Genomic DNA, 18,176 nt, shown 5'->3' on the forward strand with positions numbered 1-18,176 from the left:
CCCAGCCGCCCCGGCTCTCAAGCCAACACCCCTTCTGGATCACCCGAGTTGAGGATCAGCCGCCTGAGCACCTTCACGGTCGTGACGTAGTCGGCATCGTCGATCCCCTCATGCATCTCCTCACGGATCGCGGGAGCGTGCCGCTTGACGGTCATCCGCGCCTCCTCGCCGGCCCCGGTGATCCACAGCCGGTCGTCGCCGTCGCGGGTGATCCAGCCCTTGGCGAGGAGGGTCTCCGCCTCGGTGGCGAGGTCGTCCTCGGGGCGGAGGTAGGTGGTCATGGCGTCCCGGAGTTCCGTGACCGTCCGCCCCTGCCCGTCCACCGACAGATCGTCGCGGGAAAGATGGCGCAGGATCCAGAACTGCGGCTGGGAGGTGCCGAGTTCGGCGAGGTGGGTGCGAATGCGGGCGATGGTCGCCTGGTAGGCGACGCCGGTCCAGTACGCGACGGGCTGCGCGGCGAGTTCGGCGTCGGCGGGGTGCTGGGTCGTCATGTCGGGTTCCCCCTCGGTGCGTTCGGTGACGCATACGACGGTAGGACCTGGACTTAACTTGAGGTCAAGGCCCTGGTCTGCCCGCCCCGGCGAGGTCGCGTTCGAGGTCGTCCAGTGCCTGCCGGGCGGCGGTGATACGGGCCAGGAGGAGTTCGGTGTCCTCCCCGGCCGGCTGCCGATGCTCCCGTTCCGCTTCCCGCTCCATCTCCCGTTCCAGATCACGGGCCTCGTCCAAGGAGGTGATCACGACCCCGATCAACACGTTGACCAGCACGAACGAGGCGAGCAGGACGTACGAGGCGTAGTAGACGAGGCTCCAGCGCGAGATCTCCAGCCCCGTGTGGACCGCGTCGCCGATGCCGTCCAGCGTCATGAGGAGGAAGAGGGTGAGGACGGCCCGCCCGATGGAGCCGTAGTGCTGCGGGTCCTCCCGGCTGAAGAAGACCCAGCCGACCATCGCGTACACGTACAGCAGCAGCGCCCCGACCAGCAGGAAGCTCAGCGTGCCGGGCAGGCTGCGGACCACCGCGACCAGCATGACCCGCAGCTGGGGCAGGAACCGCGCGCTGCGCAGGACGCGGGCGAGGCGCAGCAGCCGCAGGATCGTGGTGTTCTCCCGGACGACCGGGAGGAACGTCGTCAGTATCACGGCGAGGTCGAAGAGGTTCCAGGGGTCCTTGAGGAAGTCCCGGGGCCGGTCGGCGTGCGCGCCGAGCCGGATGAGCAGTTCGACGGTGAAGACGGCGAGGCAGAGGTGCTCGGCGAACCGCAGCCCCGTCTGCCATCGGGCGACGAGCCCGGCGTAGGTCTCCACGCCGAGCAGCGCCGCGTTGAGGAGGATCACCGCGAAGACGGTGAGGGCGAACCACCGGGACTCGGTCACGGCGCGGCAGCGGTCGGCGAGTTCCCGGCGGGCGGTGGTCATCGGCGCGGCGCCCGTCTCGATCGCCCGGTCTTGCATGTGCGGCATCCTGCTGCCCTAGCTCCTTCGTCACGCGTGCGGGAGGGCGCCCCCCGGTCAACCCACCCCGGACAAGGGCGGGTTGAATGATCACCCGGGGACACTTCTACCAGGACAGAGCTTCTACAGGACAGTAGAGACGCGCGTCTCAGCGGGCCGCGAGCCTTTTGAGGTGGTCCGTGGACGGTACGAAGAACAGCGTGCCGGTGACCGCCTCGGAGAAGTCGAGGATCGGGTCGGGCCCGGTGTCCTCGGTGCCGAGGAACATCCGGCGCAGCATGGTCTCGGGGACCTCGGGGTCGCGCGCGTAGGCGATGAAGTACGTGCCGAACTCGCCGTGTCCGGGCCGCCCGAACGGCATCGCGGCGCGCAGGATCCGCCGCTCCTCGCCGTCGTCCCCGGTCAGCGTGTTGACGTCGGCGTGCGAACCGGGCCGCTCCAGTTCGATGTTGGTCGCCTTGGTCCGGCCGATCACGCCCTCCTGCTCCTCGGTGGCAAGCTTCTCCCACGCCTCCACGTCGTGCAGGTACTTCTGGACGATCGCGTACGACCCGCCCGCGAACGCCGGGTCCTCCGCGCCGACGAGCGCGGTCTCGGCGGCGACGCGGCCCACCGGGTTCTCCGTGCCGTCGACGAAGCCGAGGAGGTTGCGGGCGTCGAAGTAGGAGAAGCCGTGCACCTCGTCCTGGAGGACGGCGACGCCGCGCAGCCGCTTGACGATCTCGGTGGCGAGCGCGAAGCACAGGTCGGGGCGGGTGGCGCGGAGGTGGAACAGGAGGTCGCCCGGAGTGGCGACGGCCCGGTGCCGGGGGCCTTCGAGGGGCGGGAAGGAATGCAGGGCGGCGGGGCGTCCGACGGGGCCGCAGATCCGGTCCCAGCCGTCGGCGCCGATGCCCGCGACGCACGAGAGCTGCCCTTCTGGGTGCCCGAAGCCGACCGACCTGACGAGTCCGGCGAGCCCGGCGAGCAGGTCCCGGGCCACGGGTTCGCCGCCGGGTTCGACGGTGAGGACCAGGAAGACGGCGGCGGAGGCCGGGGCTCCCACGACGGGCTGTGCCCGCTCGGCCGACGGCACCCGCTCCTCATCCGGCCGGACCTCCGAAGCAGACCTGGACGACGACATGGCTCCCCTCCCTGCGGATCCCTGCCGGATCCGGTGACGCGTGTATGTGCGGATGTCCGGACCTGGGGCCCGGTAGTCACATGCCCTGCCGACCGGGCTCCGAAGCGCGGTCGCGGAGTGACGGCTTCCACCTTCCGTCCTCGCGCGCCCGGCGCCAACGGCGCCCATGGGTCGCACGGTTGTCCGGACGGCGCCCGCGCCGCCTCACTCCTCCCAGTAGTCCCGGTCCGGCAGCTTCACCCACCGGTCCGGCCGGCCCGTGAACGCCTGCGCGTCCGCAGGCCTCAGCCCCGCCCACGCGCAGGCGTACGCCATCGGCTTCAGCGAGTAGAGGTAGCCCATGAGCACCTCTTCGGAGGTCTGTCCGACGTCCGTCCCGCCGCCGGGATGCAGGTCCCAGCCCTCCACCACGCCGTCCCGGACGATGCACCCCTGGTTGCCGCTCTTGGGGTTGGCGTAGACCCCGTACCCGCGCGTCCCGACGGTCAGCCGCTTCATCACCCCCGGCATCTGCGGCCCGTACCCCCACGGCTGGACGACGACACACCCGCCGAGCACCGTCGTCACGCCGACGATCAGCAGGCTCTCGTCCATCTCGAAGTCGTACGGCGCGTCCAGCAGATCCTCCAGGAACTCCGCCTCGACCTCGCCGCCCTCCAAGCGCCGTACGGCCTCGTCGGCGTCGATGCCCGCGACGCAGGCGACGCCCATGCCGTCGTAGTAGAACTCCCCGAGGGCGCCGACGAGTTGCGCCGCCTCCTCGGCGGCCAGGCGCTCCGCCTCGGTCAACCCGGCCTCGCCCTCGGGCCGTTCGAAGAGGTCCGGGGTGGGGCCCGCGAGGGCGAGGCGGCCCGGGGACCAGCCGCCGAGCTGGGGCAGCCAGGGGTCCGCGCCGGCCGCGACGAGCGCGCGGGCGTGCTCGACGCGGCGGGACTCGACCGCCTCCCACAGCGCGGTCCGCCCCTCCTCCAGCGCGTCCACGTCGGCGACACGGCCGGCGATCTCCGCGACAACCTCGGGCGAGCCTCGGAGGGCAGCGGTGTGCAGGGGCCGCCCCCCGCTCCACGCCTCGGGATCCGCGCCCGCGTCGAGCCGCGCGCGGATGCCCTCGTGGTCCGCCCAGTCCCACCCCATGCCCGCCCAGTCCCCGCCGCTCATGCCCGCGTCCTCCCCGTGCCGATCACCACTTCCCCCACCATCGCAGACGCCACTGACAACGCCCCCTAACCTCCCAGGAACCCCGCCACGACCTGCGCGAACTCCTCGGGCCCGTCGAGCCAGGGAAAGTGCCCGGCGCCCTTCTGCACGGCCACCTCCGCCGCCGGGAACATCCCCGCGAACTCCTCCACCACCGGCTGCGGAGCCACCACGTCGACCTCCCCGGCGATCACCAGCACCGGCACCCCGACCCGGCCGAGCGCTTCCCGCGTGCGCGCGGGGTCGTACGCCCCGTCAGCCCCGTACGTCGTCAGAATCACCGGATCCAGTGACTCCCCGGCGTGATGCGCCTGCGCACGCGCGTCCCAGCGGCCGTACGAGAACGGTGTGACGGTCTCCCACGCGTCGGCGTCGCCCTTGCCCGCGACGATCGCCTCCAGGGCCGCGTACGCCGGCGGGAACCAGGGTTCGCCGCGCCTCAGGCGTGCGGTGGCCAGCCGTTGTTCACCGGTGATCTCGCAGCCGACGGCGCGGGTGCTGGGGGTGGCGAGGACGAGCCGGGCGAGCCGCTGGGGGTGGCGTTCGGCGTACCGGGCGGCGAGGTTCGCGCCCGCGCAGTGGGCCAGCAGATTCACCCTTTCGAGACCCAGGTGGACGCGGAGTGCCTCGACGTCGTCGACCATCCGGTCGCAGCGGTAGGAGGCGGGGTCCGCCGGGGTGGCCGAGCGGCCGGTGCCCCTGAGGTCGAGGCGGATCAGCCGGTGGCGGTCGGTGAGGCCGCCGAGGTCGCCCAGGTAGGCGGAGTCGGTGGGGCCGCCGGGGAGACAGACGAGGGGGTCGCCCGTGCCGGTGGAGTGGAGGGCGAGACGGGTGCCGTCGGGGGCGGGGAAGAAGTCGTACGCCATGGGGTTCGAGCCTTTCGGTGTGCCGTATCAAGGCACTCCGAGCGCTGAACCTGGGTCAGCCGCGTCGTCCGGACTCGTCCGGGGTGAGTGCCCTGCCTGCTCCTGCGGTGATGGGACTCACCTCCTCGGTCGATGTCGACGGTCGACAGGCGCGGTCGAGCGCGCCTGCGGTGAGATTATCAGCTCGCCCCCACGCCTGCCTCTGCCCCTACGCCTGCCTCTGCCCCCGGGCCCGCCCCGACGCCCACCCCCGCGTCCGCACCCGCACTCATCCCCGCATCCCCCCGCGCCCGCGCCCCCGTGGACCTCCGGTACACACTCGGACTCACCCCGTGAGCCCGCTTGAACGCCGCGCTGAACCCGAACGCGTCCGCGTACCCCACCCGCCGCGCCACCGTGCCGACCGTCTCGCGCGAACCGGTCAGCCAGTCGGCGGCGAGGCTCATGCGCCACGACGTCAGGTAGGTCAGCGGCGGTGTCCCCACGAGCCGGGTGAACCGGTCGGCCAGCGTCGTGCGCGACACCCCCGCCTCGGCGGCGAGTCCGACGAGCGTCCAGGCCCGCTCGGGCGCCTCGTGCATGGCGCGCAGGACCGGCCCGACCACCTCGTCCCCGAGCGCGCCGAACCAGCCCGGCGGCACGCTCCCCGGCCGGTCGAACCAGCCGCGCAGGGCGCACACGAGCAGCCAGTCCAACAGCCGGTCCTGGACGACGCGTTCGCCGGGACCGCAGGCGTCGCCCTGCCCGTGCAGGAACTCCACGACCGGCGTGCACCCCTCCCCCGCGGGCACCACGACGACCTCCGGGAGCACGCCGACCAGCCGCCGCCCGACCGTGCCCCGCGCGTCGTACGTGCCGCAGAGCAGCACGGTCTCCGCCGGGCCCGCGTCCGACAGCCGGACGGGCTGCGGGCCGCGTACCACGACGGTGTCGCCGGGCCGCAGGACGTCTCCGGTGTCGAGGCGGCCCGCGCCCCGCAGGACCGTGCACAGCGTCAGCGCTCCGGCGGCGCCCAGCGGCACGGACCAGGGGGGCGACAGGTCGGTGCGCGTGAGCCCGCCCCCGTCCGCGCGCACGCCCTGCAGCAGATCGTCGAACGGATCCATGGCTCCACCCTAGTGGCCCGGACGATCACACAGTTCCTCCGGACGATCGGCCATGTCCCCCGGTTTGACGGCCCAGTTGACTCGTGGCATGACGACATACACATCCACAGACACAGTCCTGGTGTTGGGCGCGACGGGCAAGGTCGGCCGGCGCCTGGTTCCGGCGCTGCGGGCGACGGGGCGAGAGGTCAAGGCGGCCTCGCGGAAGGGCGCGGTGCGTTTCGACTGGGCCGAACAGGGCACGTGGGCCGGGGCGTTGGCGGGGGCGAGCGCCGTACACCTGCTCGCGCCGGAGGATCCCGGCCTCGCCGAGCCCTTCGTGCGGCAGGCGGTCGCCGCCGGGGTGCGCCGGTTCGTGGCGCTCTCCGGGCGGGGCGTGGACCGGGTCCCGGCCGACACGTTCCGCGGTATGACCGCCGCGGAGAAGGCCGTCCGGGAGTCGGGGGTCGAGTGGACGGTCCTGCGGCCGAACAACTTCCACCAGAACTTCGACGAGGACCTGTGGCGGGCGCCGCTGCGCGCGGGACGCCTCGCCCTGCCCGCCGCGAACGCCCCCGAACCCTTCGTGGACGTCCGGGACATCGCCGAGGTGGCCGCCGTCCTGCTGACGTCCGGCAGCCGCCTCCAAGGGGAGGTGTACGACGTGTCGGGGGCGCGGGCGCTGACGTTCGGCGAGGCGGTCGCGGAGATCTCCCGGGCGGCCGAACGGCCCATCGTTTACGAGGAGTTGACGCCGGAGGAGTACCGTGCCGAGTTGCTGGAGCAGGGTTTCGCGGAGGAGGCCGCGTATGAGCTGAACGCCTTGTTCGCGACGGTGCGGGCCGGGCACTCGGCGGCGCCGAGCGACACCGTGGCGCGGCTTCTCGGCCGGGAGCCGGTCGCGTTCACCGAGTACGCCGCCCGGGCCGCCGCGTCCGGCGCCTGGGCGTAGCGGCGCGCGGGCCCGGCGGTGCCCGGGCCTGGAGGGAACCTCCGATCCCAACTCCCGTATCCGGCCCTCCACTTGTGGAGACCCGTGAAGATTGAAAGTGGGACTTCCGCATAGGATCGGAGATCTCGTGGAGAGGGATCAAGGCGTGAGCGAACACAACGGCAGGGCGGCGTTCGGGGGCGAGGACGGATCGGCCCGGGGCCCCGCCCCGGAGTCCGCCGAGGAATCCACCCCGGAGCATCCGCCGTCCGCCGAGGTCCCGACGTACGACTTCCTCCCCGAGCCCGGCCCGGGCCCCGGCCTCTTCCCCGAGGACGAGCCCGAGCCGGACCCGGACGGCTCCGACCCCGAACTCGGCCCGGACGCCGACGAGAAGCCGCCCGCCAGGCGCAGCCGGATCGCGATCGTCACCGTCACCGCGGCGACGTTCGCCGTGACGGCCGGTGTCCTCGTCGGCGTCTCGCTGTACCAGACCCCGTCCCGGGGCGACCACCTCCAGGACGACCTGCGCGAGGGCGTCCCCGACCAGGTCTCGGCGAGCGCGTCGCTGACGCCCGGCGCTTCCGCGAGCGCCTCCGCGTCCACGAGCCCCTCGTCGTCGGCGTCGGCCTCCGAGAGCACCAGCGCCTCCCCGACGGACTCGCCGGCCGCGTCCCCGACGGCGACCGCGACGAAGGACCCGGCCGCATCGCCGACCACCGCCCCGGACCCCACGCCCACCGCGGGCGGCGACGAGGCCCCACGCGTCCTGCGCCTCGGCGACACCGGCGCCCAGGTGCGGGAGCTGCAACTGCGCCTCAAGCAGCTCGGCCGGTACGACGGCGAGGCCACCGGCGTCTACGACGAGAGCGTCCAGAGCGCCGTCCGCACCTACCAGTTCACGCGCCTGATCCTCTCGGACGAGTCCGGCGTGTACGGCACGGCGACCCGGCAGTCCCTGGAGTCGGAGACCCGCGCGCCCTAGGAGACGGTCTTCAGGTACGCGGCGAGGCGGGCTATCGCGGACGGGTTGCGGGGGCTCTCGACCAGGTCGACGTAGTCGAGGACGAAGATCTTCTTGTTCTTCACCGCCGCGACGTTCTTCAGCGGCGCGTACGACAGGAGGAACTTCCGCTTCTGCTCGGCGCTCACGTTCCCGTAGTCGCAGATCACGATGGCGTCCGGGTTGCGGGCGACGACGGTCTCCCAGCCGACGGTCGTCCAGGAGTCGTCGACGTCGTGCGTGACGTTCTCGCCGCCGGCCGCGCTGATGATCTGGTCGGGCGCGGCGTACTTCCCGGAGGTGAACGGCGCGTCCTGGCCGCTGTCGTAGAGGAACACCTTGGGTCGCTCGGCGGGCGCCTCGACCTGGGCTATCTCCTTCTTGAAGGAGGCGATCAGGGTGGCCGCGCGCTGCTCGACGCCGAAGAGCTGCCCGAGGGTCGTGAGGTCGGTGTAGAGCGCTTCGAGAGGCGGCATGATGCCGCGCGAGGTCTCGGTACGGCCGTTGCGGCACGACTCGGTGAGGATGTACGAGGGGACGCCGAGCTTGGCGAGGGCGTCGGGGGTGAAGCCGCTGTCCTCGCGGAAGCCGTAGTTCCACCCGGCGAAGACCAGGTCGGCGCGGGCGTCGAGGACGTTCTCCTTCGTCAGCTGGTCCTTGGAGAGCCACTTGACCTTCTGGTACCCGTCCTTCCACGGCACGCCGCTCAGGTCGCCCTTGTCGTCGGGCATCGCGAACCCGGCCATACGGTCCTCCAGGCCGAGCGCGAACATCAGCTCGGTGATGCCGACGTCGTTGGTGACGACCCGCTCGGGGACCCGGTCGAAGGTGACCTTCTTCCCGCAGTTGGTGATGGTGACCGACTTGTCCTCCGGGGCGGACGCGGTCTTCTCCACGGAGGCTCCGCAGCCGGTGACGGTCAGACACAGGGCGACGGCGGCGAGTTGACGCAGGGAGGGCACAGGGGGTTCCTTTACAGGCGGTCGAAGAGAAGTTGTACGGCGCCGGTGGCCGGGTGGCGCACGGGGTGGGCCTTGACGCCGAACACCTCGGCGAGCAGGGCGGGTTGAAGGACGTCGGCGGGGGTGCCGGAGGCGACGACGCGGCCCGCGTCGAGGACGTACAGCCGATCGCAGTACGCCGCCGCGAGGTTGAGGTCGTGCAGCGCGGCGAGGACGGTGAGGCCGGCGTCACGCACCAGGGACAGGACGTCCAACTGGTGGGCGATGTCGAGGTGGTTGGTGGGTTCGTCGAGGACCAGGACGCGGGGCTGCTGGGCCAACGCGCGGGCGATCAGGACGCGTTGGCGTTCGCCGCCGGACAGGGCGAGGAAGCCCCGGTCGGCGAGGTGGCCGACGCCGGTCGCCGCCATGGCCTCCGTACAGATCTTCAGGTCCTCGGCAGCGCCTCGCCGTTGGTGCGGGAGGCGGCCCATCTCCACGACCTCGGTGACGGTGAAGTCGAACTCGGCGCCGGACTCCTGCGGCAGCGCGGCCAGCACCCGGGCGGCGGCGCGCGGGGCCATCGTCCGGATGTCCTCGCCGTCGAGCCGTACCGTCCCCGTGCCGGGCCGCAGCGCCTGGTACACGCACCTCAACAGGGTTGACTTCCCGCTGCCGTTGGGGCCGACGAGCCCGACGACCTCGCCGGGTCCGGCGGCGAGCCGGATGCCGTCCACGAGGCGTGCGCCCGCCACTTCGACGCTCACGCCGTCCACGTCGAGCCGCATGCCGGTCACCACTTTCCGCCGAACGCGTGGCCGCCGCGCCGCATCAGCAGCAGGAACGCGGGCACCCCGACGACGGCCGTGATCACGCCGACGGGGAGTTCGGCGGGGGCGAGGAGCAGGCGGGACAGGATGTCCGCCCAGACGAGGAGGACGGCCCCGGCGAGCGGGGCGAGCGCGAGGACGCGGCGGTGATCGGCGCCGACGGCCATCCGCACGAGGTGCGGGACCATCAGCCCGACGAACCCGATCGCCCCGCTGACCGCGACGAGCGTGCCGGTCACGGCGGCCGTCACGAGGAACAGCTCCCGCCGCAGCCGCTCCGGCCGCACCCCGAGGGAGGCCGCCGTCTCGTCGCCCATCGCGATCGCGTTGAGCGCCCCGGCCCGCCGCCGCAGCCACGCCCACCCGGCTACGACGGTGACGGCGGCGATCGGCACCTGCGCCCAGGTCGCCCCGCCGAGGCTCCCGAGCAGCCACATCATCGCCGAGCGCGCCGCCTCGCCCCGGGCGGCGCTGAACACCATGACGGTCGTGATCGCCTCGAACCCGTACGCCAGTGCCGTACCCGTCAGGATCAGGCGCAGCGGGGTGAGGCCGCGGGGGGTGCGGGCGACGGCGTAGACGAGGACCATCGCGGCGAGCGCCGAGCCGAACGCGGAGACGGACAGGGCCCAGACGCCGAGCCCGGCGAAGGCGCCCAGGAGGATGACGGCGTTGGCGCCGACGGCGGCGCCGGAGGAGATGCCGAGGACGAAGGGGTCGGCGAGCGCGTTGCGGACCATGGCCTGGACGGCGACGCCGACGGAGGCGAGCCCGGCGCCGGCGAACGCGCCGAGGACGACGCGGGGCAGGCGTATCTCCCAGACGATGGTGTAGTCGCCGGCGTCCTGTGCGGAAACGGTTCCGCCGGTGAGTCCGGCCCACAGGAGTCTCAGCGATTCGGCGGCGCCGATGCCGGAGGCGCCGAGGACGACTCCGGCGAGCAGGGACAGCAGCAGGAGCAGGGCGAGCGCAACGGTCAGCAGGGCGAGGGGTGTTCGGCGCACGGCGGTCCTTCGGCTGAGGCCGCCGGACGGACGTCACGCGGGAGACACGGCTTGCGGTCCCCTCTCGCAGTCCACGGCGAGCGGTCGTACGGGTCGCTGTGCCGGCCGTGGGCGATCGGGCTCGCGCGGAAAGCTTTCGGCTCTCCGCGCACACCGTTGCGGGTCAGCGCCGGATTCGCACCGGACTTCCCCCGCGGGAGGCAAGCGGAGCCTAACAAACCGATTCACGGCCTCCGCAAGAGGCCGCCGCTCAGTCCAGAAAGTCCCGCAGCGCCTGTGACCTGGAGGGGTGGCGCAGCTTCGACATCGCCTTGGCCTCGATCTGCCGGATCCGCTCGCGCGTCACGCCGTACAGGCCGTAGCGCAGGGAGATGATCCCGGGCTCGCGGGCGGCCAAGTCGGCGACTCCGGCACGTCGGCCTTCTCGGCGAGTTCCTCGGGGGTGGGCGATGGCCCGGCTGACGGCCTGCTTGATCCACCAGGTGGCGTACGTGGAGAACTTGAAGCCTTTCGTGTGGTCGGACTTCTCCACGGCGCGGATGAGGCCGGTGTCGCCCTCCTGGATCAGGTCGAGGAAGGCGAGGCCGCGGCCGGTGCGGGAGGCGGGGTGGGTGGCGACCTGTTCCGGGGTGCCCTCTACGACGACCTGTCCGCGTCGGCGACATGGAGGCCGTTGGTCGGTTCGTCGAGGACGTCCGCGATGGACCTGCCTTTGTAACTCGCCTCCAGGGTCTCCCGGTTGTACTGCGCCACACACACCTCGCACGGCACGTACAAAGAAAAGCCGCCCCACCTCAAGCACCTATATCCGAAACCGCACACTCATCTGCTCCCCCACCTCCCGAAACCCCAGCCTCTCCGCCACCCGCCGCGAAGCCCCCACCCGTGCCCGCCACTGCGGCAGCAGCCCCGCGTCGAGGGCGTGCCGTACGGCCGCGGCGGCGGCCTCGGTGGCCAGGCCCCGCCCGCGCGCCTCCGGGGCCGCGAGGACGCACATGTGGGCGGTCGAGGCGGGCCAGACCTCGTAACCGGCGGCGGCGAGGAGACGGGAGCCGGACCGGACGGCGAAGACCGGGGAGTCGGTGTCGGCGAGGCCGCTCTCGTTCGCGTCCTCGGCGCCGACGGTCTCCAGGAGGCGGCGGACCGCTTCCGGCGTGGCGACCGCCGCGGTCGCGGTGACGCGGAGGCCGCCGGGCGGGAGGTAGGCGAGGGCCGCCGGGCCCAGCGCGTCTCGCGCCGACCCCGGCATGCCCCCTGCCTCCCCCGTCGGCCTCAGCGCTTCGAAGTCGGCCGGTATCCGCCGCGCCGTGGCTTCGTCCGGCGCCGTGACCAGCGCCGAGTCCCCGATCCGGACCGCACCGACCCAGGCGGGCGGGCACAGGCGTGAACCCGGCGAGACCACGACCTGTGTTCCACCGTCGGCGGGAAACCGCGCCCCGGAGCCCGCGAGACCTTCCCACAGGCCCCGGACCCGCCCCAGCAGCGCGGCTTCAGGCATCGCCGGCCCGGGCCCACTCCACCACCGCGGCAGCGGCGGCCCGGGCGCCTCCGGCTCCGAAGCGGGTGAGGAGGCCGGCCGCGCGGCCTGTCCCCATGGCGGTCAGGGATTCCTTCACCCGGTGCGCGAACCGCCCGTCGCTGTCCCCGTCCAGCTCGCTCAGCGCGGAGGTGAGGACGCCCTCCATGTCCGGCGCCCCGTTCCCGAAGTCGACCGTCTGCCCGAGGTCGGCCCAGTCGATGTGCCCGTCGCAGTACCCGTTCGCGGCGACGGCCTCCGCCTGCCGGGCCTGCGTCGTGTTGGTCGCCGGCAGCAGCACCGCGGGCACCCCGACCGCGGCGGCGTCGTAGATGTTGCCGAGCCCGGGGGTCATGAAGGTGTACGGCGCGTCGCGCAGGAGGTCGAGGACTTCGGCCCGCCGGTACGTCCCGACGGTCACCCCGCTCACCGAGTCCCCCAGCTCCCGCGCGATGCCCTCGCTGGTGACGACGGCCACGGAGTACTCGGCAGGCACTCCGCCCCGTACTCCTTCGACGACGAACCGCGCGTACGCCTGGACCTCCCCGGCATCCCAGAAGGGATTGCACAACCCCCCGAGATTCACGACGACTTGGCGCCCGCCGCCGGCCCACCCGGCACCGGGTTCGACCAGCGGCGGCACGACGACCGCCCGCCCGGCCAACTCCCGCTCCCCGGCGACCCGTTCGCGCACCCCGAAGAAGTCCTGCGCGAGATACAGCACGCTCTCGTCGCGCACGACGGGCCACACCCACGGCCAGAACCAGGCCAGGGCGTCGTACACGGCGACCCGGAACCCCGCTTGACGGGCCGTCAGGCCGAGCGCGAAGTCCATGGACGTCAGGAGCGCGTCGTACTCGCCCGCGAGCCCGCGCAGCCGTTCGAGGCGGGCCGGTTCGGAGAGGTCCGTGATGTCGTGGACGGCCGTGTAGGGCGGCCGGTGCTGCAGATCGAGCGTGTGCCCGCCCCCGATGTACCCCAACTCGGCGCCGCACGCGGCGAGTTCCTCGGCGAGCAGCGCCGACGCGGCGGCCGGCCCGAAGCCGAACGCCTCGGCGTTGAGGAGAATGCGCGGCCCGTCGCTCATCGAAGTCCCCCTACCTCTTCACGCACGCCGCCCGTACGCTGAGTGCGGATTCGGTAACTGTACGTCGAATCATGGCAGTTCACTGGGGGTTTCATGAATTCACCCGCGCGAGCAGGCACCCTCCCGGCCCCGGGAGCGACGCTCTACTACGAGGTGCGCGGCACCGAAGGCCCTCCCCTCCTCCTGCTCGCGGGCGGCAACTCGGACGCGGGGGTCTTCACCGGCCTCGCGGACGAGCTGGCGGCCGACCACCGGGTCATCTCCTGCGACCCGCGCGGCAATTCGCGCAGCGCCCTCACCGGCCCGCCCGCCGACCAGCGGGTCGAGGAGCACGGCGCGGACATCGCCCGGCTCCTCGACCGCCTCGTACCGGACGGCGAGCCGGTGCGGATCTTCGGCAGTTGCTCGGGGGCGCTGGCGGCCCTGCACTTCGCGGGCCTGCACCCGGACCGTGTCGCGGCCCTCGTCGCCCACGAGCCGCCCGCGCTGGGCCTGTTGCCCGACGCGGACGACTTCCTCGCCCTGGTCGACCGGGCCCGCCGGGCGTTCGACGAGGAGGGCGAGGCCGCCGGGATGGCCGTCTTCTGCGCGCTGTTCGGCGGACGCCCGGCGCCCGACCTCCCGGAGGCGCACGACAACACGCGCTTCTTCCTCGCCCACGTGATGCACCCCACCTCCACCCACCTCCCCGACCTGGCCGCCACCGCCCCGCTCACCGGCCACCTCGCGATCGCGGGCGGCGAGGGCTCCCGCGACCAGGACATCCACCGCCCGGCCGTGGAGCTGGCCGCCCGACTCGGCCTGGAACTGGTGGAGTTCCCGGGCGGGCACTGCGGATACGCGAAGTATCCCCAGGAGTTCGCGGCCCGCCTGAGGCCGCTCCTCACGGACCTCAGCGACTGAGCGGACCTCAGCGGCCGAGCGGCCCTCACCGGCTGAGCAGCACCTCCACCTCCCGTACGGTGTCCGGGTATTGGTCCAGCAGCGTCACCCCCTGCACCGCCTCCGTCACCCGCCACGGACCGGCGCACCCCAGGAGCCCGGCCAGCGCGTCGCAGGTCTCCGGGTGGGCGGCGAGGAGGGTGGAGCCACCCGTCCGCGCCACCGGCGTGCCCGCCACGACGCCCTCTTCGCGCCACGGCGGCGTCCACGCGTCCAGCGCCGGAAGCCGCGCCGGGAAGAGCCGGTCGGCCTCGCGGATCAGCAGCGGGGCGAGTTCGGCGCCGCTCGCGCGCAAGGTCGTCACCAGCGTCGGCAGCCAGGGCAGCAGCACGGAGTCCGGGAGCCGCCCGAACGCGTTGGACACGGCCTCGACGACGAAGTCCGCGAGCTGCGGCACCGGTTCGAGGGCGTGCAGGAAGCCGCTGAGGTAGCGCGGGTAGGCCGGGACGGTCAGCGGGCTGGACAGCAACGCCTCGCAGCGGGCGGAGAGTTCGGCGCGCGGGAGGGTGCCCAGGTGGGTCTGGGCCGCCCACAGCAGGGCCGTCTTCGCGGTGTCCCCGGCGTCCTCGGGATGCGACTGCCCGACGGCCAGTTCGAGTTGCGTACGGTCGCAGCCGAGCGAGAGGGCGAGGCTCTCCATGCTGAACAGGAAGCCCAGCATCGCGGCGACCTGCCGTACGGTCGCGTCCTCGTCGGTGAACGCGGTCGGCAGCAGCGTGCAGTAGTGGGCGTAGCCGGTCTTGACGAACGACTCGATCCACGCGGGCAGCGCGGGTTCGTTCGTCCGGTAGTACGCGAGCAGGCGGCGTACCCGGCGCAGGACCTCCGGCGCTCCGTCGACCCCGCGTTCCCGGGAGAGGACCTCCAGGGCGTGCGTGCCGAGTTCGTCGGCGAGGCGGCGGCTGCGCAGGTACAGCACGGCGTCCTCGACGGCCTCCAGGACGGTCGCGGCGGTGGCCTGCGGGCCGTACGCGGCGCGGCGCAGCCGCTGTTCGAGGACCTGCTCGACGCTGACGCCCTCGTAGCCCAGCTCGATCAGCTCGCGCTGGTGGGTGCCGAGCGCGAGGTCCCAGGACTCCTGGATCGACCGCTCCCCGAGCTTGCGCTCCCCCATGATCGGCCGCGCGGCACCCTTCGGGAGCAGCCTGCGCAGGATCCACAGCACATCGGAGCAGGCGCCCAGCTCGGGCTGCCCGGCGATGTCCAACAGGGCGCGCTGTACGCCGCGTTGCTGGAGTTTCAGGTTCAGCGGTACGAGCCTGTCGTGCACGTCCCGCGCGAGCGGCGGCAGCGCGTCGTACCCGACCTGCCCGATCCGGTCCCCGCCCATCATGATCTCGACGAGCCTGCCGACGTCCCGCCGCCCCGGCACCGAGTCCTTCTCGATGCAGGTGACGGCCGCGTCCTGGAAGTCGTACGGCGTCGGCTTGGCCCGGTCGCGCATCCCCGCGAGGAGGATCGACGTCTCGAACACGGCGATGGCGTCGGCGGTCGAGGCGAGGTACCCGTTGCGCCGGGCGGCGTGCACGATGTCGACGGACCAGCCGAGGAGTTCGGCCTCGTCGACGGGGTCGAGGACCGGGGGACGCCGGAGGAAGCCGGTGAGGCGGTCGGGGGCGGGCGAGGGTGTGGTGGCGGACGGCGGGGAGGGGAGCTGTACGGCCGTGGCTCCCGGCGTGGGGCCCAGGGCGCCGGGCGGTGCCGAGGCGGATGCGGCGAGTTGCGTGGCGGACTCGGCCGACGCACTCGGTGCCGAGCCGGCCGCGTCGTCCAGGGCCGTCGGCCGCCCGGGGAGCGCACTCTCCGTGGCCCCCAAGGCGCCCGGGGCCACGGCGGCGGGTGCCGAGGCGGAGCCGGCCGGTGCCGGTTCGGGTGCCTCAGGGGCCGGCGGTGGGGTGACCCCGCTCGTGCCGGCCACGACCGCGGCTGTTCCCTGGCGGCTCCCCGCCGCCGTCCCGGAGGAAATCGTCGCCCCGGCCTTCTTCCTGCGCCCCTTCCCCGTCCCCGCCTGTCCCTCCAGCCGGTACGGCTTCACGCGGGTGCGTCTGAGGTTCTTCGTCCACTCCGTCGCCGCGATCGACACCGAACCGGGTGCGAGGCCGAACTGTGTCTCGATGGCCGTGTTGCTGGAGGGGATGAGGCCGTGGCGCCACTGTGTGCCGCTGGGCGGGGTGATGGTGAAGGTGTCGGTGCCGGCGATGCCGAACTCGTCGACGTGGCTGGCCGCGTGGAACGCGCCGCACACGTACAGGCAGTCGGCGGGGTCGGCGCCGCTCGCCGCGAGGTGTTCCCGCATCCGCGTCCACATGTACCGCTCGCGGTCCTCGTCGATGGCGACGCGCCGGGTGTCGCCGGGGGCGAGGCGGCGGAAGAGGCTGCCGATGAGGAGCATGACCTGCCGGTACGTGTCGTGGTCGCCGTCCCCGAGGGGGAGTTCGACGTACTGGTGCCACCACTCGGACCAGTGCCTCACCTTGCCGTGCCGCAGGAGGTGTTCCTCCAGCTCGCCGAACCGGGGCCGCAGATCGCCGATCTCGACGCCGACGGCGTCCCCGTGCAGGGCGCTGTCCTCGTCGCCCGGCGCGGGGTCGGCGCCGCGCGGGGTCTCCCACTGGAAGACGTGGTCGGAGGAGCGGTCGACGAGGACGAGTTCGACGCCGGGTGTGTCGAGGGCGTAGGCGATGGCCTGGTACTCGGCGGACGCCTCGGTGATCGGGGCGACGACGGACAGGGGCGCCCAGTCGAGGGGGAAGCCCTCGACCTCGCCGGCGAACGCCTGGACGGCGACGGGGAGGCGGCAGTTGCGCAGCTCGGTGAGGAGCGGCGCCATGTCCTCGCACAACTCCAGGTAGATCACCCGGGGTTGCTTCTCGCGCAATCGGCGGGCCATGGCGAGCGCGGACGCCGGGGAGTGGTGGCAGACGGGGAAGATCTCCAGGGGTTCGCGTATCGCCCGGTCGACGTCGTCGACGATGCCCCGCAGGATGCCTTCGAGGGCGTCGGGGCCGTCGGCGAACGTCTGGGCGGCGTCGTCGAGTTGGACGCGCAGCGCGTCGAAGGGCCCGCTCATGACAGCGTCGCGATCGCGGCCCGGCCGCCTTCGAGGAACTCGGGCCAGGAGCCGCCCTCTTCCTTGCCGCGCGGTTCGATCACGCCGTGCAGGTACTTGTTGAGGATCGCGAGGTCCTCGGGCGCGCGCCGGGCGAGGGAGCCGACGAGGGAGGACGCCAGCGTGTGCGCGGTGAGGGCGCGTCGGCCGAAGAAGTTGCTGTGCAGGATCGCGTCTTCGAGGACGCCGATCTGTTCGGCGGTGGACAGCGCGGACTCCAGTTTCTCGTCGTCGCTGCCCGCGGCGGCGGAGGAGGCGCGCAGGTCGGCGAAGCTCTGGAGGAGGACGTCCAGCAGGGTGGGCGGGACGTCGAGTTCGATCCGGTGGCGCTGGAGGAGTTCCTCGGTGCGGAAGCGGACGATCTCCGCCTCGCTCTTCTTGTTCGTGACGACCGGGATGCGGACGAAGTTGAAGCGGCGTTTCAGTGCGGAGGAGAGGTCGTTGACGCCCCGGTCGCGGCTGTTGGCGGTGGCGATGACGGAGAAGCCGGGTTTCGCGAACACGATGCCGTCGCTGTCGAGTTCGGGGACGGAGATGTACTTCTCGGAGAGGATCGAGATCAGCGCGTCCTGGACGTCGCTGGTGGAGCGGGTGAGCTCCTCGACGCGGCCGATCGCGCCGGCCTCCATGGCGGTCATGATCGGCGAGGGGATCATCGACTCGCGGGACTGGCCCTTGGCGATGACCTGGGAGACGTTCCACGAGTACTTGATGTGGTCCTCGGTGGTCCCGGCGGTGCCCTGGACGACGAGGGTGGAGTTGCGGCAGACCGCGGCGGCGAGGAGTTCGGCGAGCCAGCTCTTGCCGGTGCCGGGGTCGCCGATGAGCAGGAGGCCGCGGTCGGAGGCGAGGGTGACGATCGCCCGCTCGACGATGGCGCGGTCGCCGAACCACTTCTGGGAGATCTCGCGGTCCAGCCCGTCGGCCCGCTCGGAGCCGAGGACGAACAGGCGGATCATCTTGGGCGACAGGCGCCAGGTGAAGGGCTTGGGGCTGTCGTCGACGGACTCCAGCCAGTCCAGCTCCTCGGCGTACTTGAGTTCGGCGGGGGCGCGCAGCAGGTCGGACATGTGAGGGCCTTTCTGGC

16 protein-coding genes, 1 pseudogene and 1 riboswitch are annotated in these 18,176 nt (G+C 72.7%); of the genes and pseudogenes, 3 read left to right on the forward strand and 14 right to left on the reverse strand.

Annotated elements, in window-relative coordinates; genetic code table 11:
• Positions 1-17: 17 nt before the first annotated feature.
• The 6 genes from ACLZOT_RS12300 to ACLZOT_RS12325 all read right to left on the reverse strand — a co-directional run bounded on the left by ACLZOT_RS12300 (position 18) and on the right by ACLZOT_RS12325 (position 5,747).
• Complete coding sequence (locus ACLZOT_RS12300) at positions 18-494, reverse strand: MarR family winged helix-turn-helix transcriptional regulator (protein ID WP_416968859.1); 477 nt, start codon at positions 492-494, stop codon at positions 18-20.
• Between the two features lie 64 nt (positions 495-558).
• On the reverse strand, positions 559-1,464 hold the full coding sequence (locus tag ACLZOT_RS12305) for an ion transporter (RefSeq protein WP_416968860.1): 906 nt from the start codon (positions 1,462-1,464) through the stop codon (positions 559-561).
• 139 nt (positions 1,465-1,603) lie between these two features.
• Complete coding sequence (locus ACLZOT_RS12310) at positions 1,604-2,578, reverse strand: Dyp-type peroxidase (protein ID WP_416968861.1); 975 nt, start codon at positions 2,576-2,578, stop codon at positions 1,604-1,606.
• A gap of 204 nt (positions 2,579-2,782) precedes the next feature.
• Positions 2,783-3,736: an ankyrin repeat domain-containing protein gene (locus tag ACLZOT_RS12315; protein ID WP_416968862.1), complete on the reverse strand. Its 954-nt coding sequence runs from the start codon at positions 3,734-3,736 to the stop codon at positions 2,783-2,785.
• A 65-nt stretch (positions 3,737-3,801) separates the two neighbouring features.
• A complete protein-coding gene (locus ACLZOT_RS12320) occupies positions 3,802-4,641 on the reverse strand; it encodes an alpha/beta fold hydrolase (protein WP_416968863.1) in 840 nt (279 codons plus the stop codon).
• A gap of 179 nt (positions 4,642-4,820) precedes the next feature.
• On the reverse strand, positions 4,821-5,747 hold the full coding sequence (locus tag ACLZOT_RS12325; RefSeq protein WP_416968864.1) for an AraC family transcriptional regulator: 927 nt from the start codon (positions 5,745-5,747) through the stop codon (positions 4,821-4,823).
• Between the two features lie 88 nt (positions 5,748-5,835).
• Here ACLZOT_RS12325 and ACLZOT_RS12330 point away from each other — a divergent pair, with 88 nt between their 5' ends.
• Both ACLZOT_RS12330 and ACLZOT_RS12335 read left to right on the forward strand, forming a co-directional pair.
• A complete protein-coding gene (locus tag ACLZOT_RS12330; RefSeq protein ID WP_416968865.1) occupies positions 5,836-6,678 on the forward strand; it encodes an NAD(P)H-binding protein in 843 nt (280 codons plus the stop codon).
• Positions 6,679-6,823: 145 nt separating this feature from the next.
• Positions 6,824-7,642 (forward strand): peptidoglycan-binding domain-containing protein, encoded by an 819-nt coding sequence (locus ACLZOT_RS12335; protein ID WP_416968866.1) that lies wholly within the window; start codon positions 6,824-6,826, stop codon positions 7,640-7,642.
• Here ACLZOT_RS12335 and ACLZOT_RS12340 read toward each other — a convergent pair.
• The 6 genes and pseudogenes from ACLZOT_RS12340 to ACLZOT_RS12365 all read right to left on the reverse strand — a co-directional run bounded on the left by ACLZOT_RS12340 (position 7,639) and on the right by ACLZOT_RS12365 (position 13,038).
• On the reverse strand, positions 7,639-8,613 hold the full coding sequence (locus ACLZOT_RS12340) for an ABC transporter substrate-binding protein (protein WP_416969061.1): 975 nt from the start codon (positions 8,611-8,613) through the stop codon (positions 7,639-7,641). The genes ACLZOT_RS12335 and ACLZOT_RS12340 overlap by 4 nt on opposite strands.
• A 20-nt stretch (positions 8,614-8,633) precedes the next feature.
• Positions 8,634-9,389 carry a heme ABC transporter ATP-binding protein gene (locus ACLZOT_RS12345; RefSeq protein ID WP_416968867.1) on the reverse strand — a complete coding sequence of 252 codons (756 nt, stop codon included), beginning with the start codon at positions 9,387-9,389 and terminating at the stop codon, positions 8,634-8,636.
• A 5-nt stretch (positions 9,390-9,394) separates the two neighbouring features.
• Positions 9,395-10,435 carry a FecCD family ABC transporter permease gene (locus tag ACLZOT_RS12350; RefSeq protein ID WP_416968868.1) on the reverse strand — a complete coding sequence of 347 codons (1,041 nt, stop codon included), beginning with the start codon at positions 10,433-10,435 and terminating at the stop codon, positions 9,395-9,397.
• A 109-nt stretch (positions 10,436-10,544) separates the two neighbouring features.
• Positions 10,545-10,627, reverse strand: a riboswitch (cobalamin riboswitch).
• 58 nt (positions 10,628-10,685) lie between these two features.
• Positions 10,686-11,096, reverse strand: a pseudogene (locus tag ACLZOT_RS12355) (sigma factor); the annotation flags it as partial.
• A 141-nt stretch (positions 11,097-11,237) separates the two neighbouring features.
• Positions 11,238-11,933, reverse strand: a complete 696-nt coding sequence (locus ACLZOT_RS12360; RefSeq protein WP_416968869.1) for a GNAT family N-acetyltransferase — start codon at positions 11,931-11,933, stop codon at positions 11,238-11,240.
• On the reverse strand, positions 11,926-13,038 hold the full coding sequence (locus ACLZOT_RS12365; protein ID WP_416968870.1) for a hypothetical protein: 1,113 nt from the start codon (positions 13,036-13,038) through the stop codon (positions 11,926-11,928). Before ACLZOT_RS12365 ends, ACLZOT_RS12360 begins: the two co-directional genes overlap by 8 nt.
• 93 nt (positions 13,039-13,131) lie before the next feature.
• On the opposite strand from ACLZOT_RS12365, the gene ACLZOT_RS12370 reads away from it, so the two are divergent.
• Positions 13,132-13,941, forward strand: coding sequence for an alpha/beta fold hydrolase (locus ACLZOT_RS12370; protein WP_416968871.1), 810 nt, complete (start codon positions 13,132-13,134; stop codon positions 13,939-13,941).
• Between the two features lie 25 nt (positions 13,942-13,966).
• On the opposite strand, the gene ACLZOT_RS12375 is transcribed toward ACLZOT_RS12370, so the two are convergent.
• Positions 13,967-17,050 (reverse strand): hypothetical protein, encoded by a 3,084-nt coding sequence (locus tag ACLZOT_RS12375; protein WP_416968872.1) that lies wholly within the window; start codon positions 17,048-17,050, stop codon positions 13,967-13,969.
• Complete coding sequence (locus tag ACLZOT_RS12380) at positions 17,047-18,159, reverse strand: ATP-binding protein (RefSeq protein WP_416968873.1); 1,113 nt, start codon at positions 18,157-18,159, stop codon at positions 17,047-17,049. Before ACLZOT_RS12380 ends, ACLZOT_RS12375 begins: the two co-directional genes overlap by 4 nt.
• Between the last annotated feature and the right edge of the window lie 17 nt (positions 18,160-18,176).

Origin of the sequence: Streptomyces sp. 4F14 (assembly GCF_048159485.1) — a bacterium.
GTDB lineage: Bacteria > Actinomycetota > Actinomycetes > Streptomycetales > Streptomycetaceae > Streptomyces.